We start from the raw sequence: 1,524 nt of genomic DNA on the forward strand, positions 1-1,524 counted from the left end.
CGTGAAACGCGCCGCTGCCGCGTCGCCATCGTCGGCAGCGGCGTGGCCGGCCTGTTCGCCGCCTGGCGGCTGCGCAAGGAGGGCTTCGACGACGTGGTGGTGCTGGACGGGCCGGAGCCGGACGGCAACGCCGCCGCCGGCGCCTTCGGCGGCTATCGCTATCCCACCGGCGCCCACTATTTGCCGCTGCCGTCGATGGAGTCGCGCCATGTGCGCGAACTATTGGCCGAGATGGGAGTGATCGAGGCCGATCCCTTCGGCGCGCGGCCGCGCTTCGACGAGAACGTGACCGTGCACGCGCCGGACGAGCGGTTGTGGGTAAACGGCCAGTGGCAGGAAGGCTTGCTGCCACGGCTGGGCATGGACGCTGACGAGCTGGCGCAGCAGCGGCGTTTTCTCGCCCAGACCGCAGCCTGGCGCGAACAGCGCGGCCGCGACGGCCGCCGCGTGTTCTGCGTGCCGTTGGCACTGTCCTCGCAAGATCCGGCCTGGACCGCGCTGGATCGGTTGAGCTTCGCCGACTGGCTGCGCGCCAACGGCTACACCGCGCCCGGCCTGCTGTGGTATCTGGACTACTGCTGTCGCGACGATTACGGCAGCGCGCTGGCCGCTACCTCGGCTTGGGCCGGCCTGCATTATTTCTGCAGCCGCGGCGGCCAGGCGGCCAATGCCGAGGAGGGCGCGGTGCTGACCTGGCCGGACGGGCTGAACCCGCTGATCCGCCATCTGCGCGCCCGCATCGGCCCTGAGCGGCAATGGCCGGGCGTGGCCTGGCGAGTGGCGTCGGCCGGCGCCGGCATGGCGGTGGACTATCTGGACGCGGCCGGCGCCAGCCGGCGCTTGCTGGCCGAACGGGTGATCCTGGCGACGCCGCTGCATGTCAGCCTGCATCTGAGCGGCCAATTGCCGGAGCTGGGCTTCGAGCGCCGCCATCTGCCGCCGCGCGCGCCGTGGCTGATAGGCAATTTCCTGATCGACCGTTTCCCGGCGGAGCCGGCCGCCGCGCCGCTGGCCTGGGACAATGTGGTGTACGGCAGCCGCGGTCTGGGCTATGTGGTGTCCACCCATCAATTGATCCGCGCCGCCAAGCCTGAGCGCAGCGTATTCACCAGCTACCACGCCTTCGCCGACCTGGCGCCGGCGGATGCGCGTAAAATGCTGGAGGCCGCCAGCGCCGAGGATTTGTTCGCCACCGCCGCCGCCGACCTGCTGAGCGTGTACGGCTGGCGTTTCCGTCAGTCGCTGCTGCAAGTGGAGTTGACCGCGCGCGGCCACGCGATGGCCAGCCCGGCGCCGGGTTTTTTGTCCAACCCCGGCTTGCAAGCCTTGCGCGCGGCCGATGGCCCGCTCCTGTTCGCCCATTCCGATCTCAGCGGCCTGTCGCTGTTCGAGGAGGCGGCGTGGTGGGGGGAGCAGGCGGCCTTGAAGGTGCTTGGCGCATGAGAACCTGTTCATAGTCTGCTGCGCGTGGTGGAGCGTTACACGGTGAGTGCCGCTTCGAAATGCTCATGTACCACGTGTACA

At 69.6% G+C, this 1,524-nt stretch carries 1 protein-coding gene; it reads left to right on the forward strand.

The window, feature by feature from the left end:
• Window positions 1-1,443, forward strand: a 1,443-nt coding sequence (locus LQT98_RS23805) for an FAD-dependent oxidoreductase (protein WP_231465729.1), incomplete at its 5' end; no start/stop codon positions are given.
• Between the last annotated feature and the right edge of the window lie 81 nt (window positions 1,444-1,524).

Origin of the sequence: Chromobacterium aquaticum (genome assembly GCF_021129195.1) — a bacterium.
In the GTDB taxonomy this organism is placed as follows: domain Bacteria; phylum Pseudomonadota; class Gammaproteobacteria; order Burkholderiales; family Chromobacteriaceae; genus Chromobacterium; species Chromobacterium aquaticum.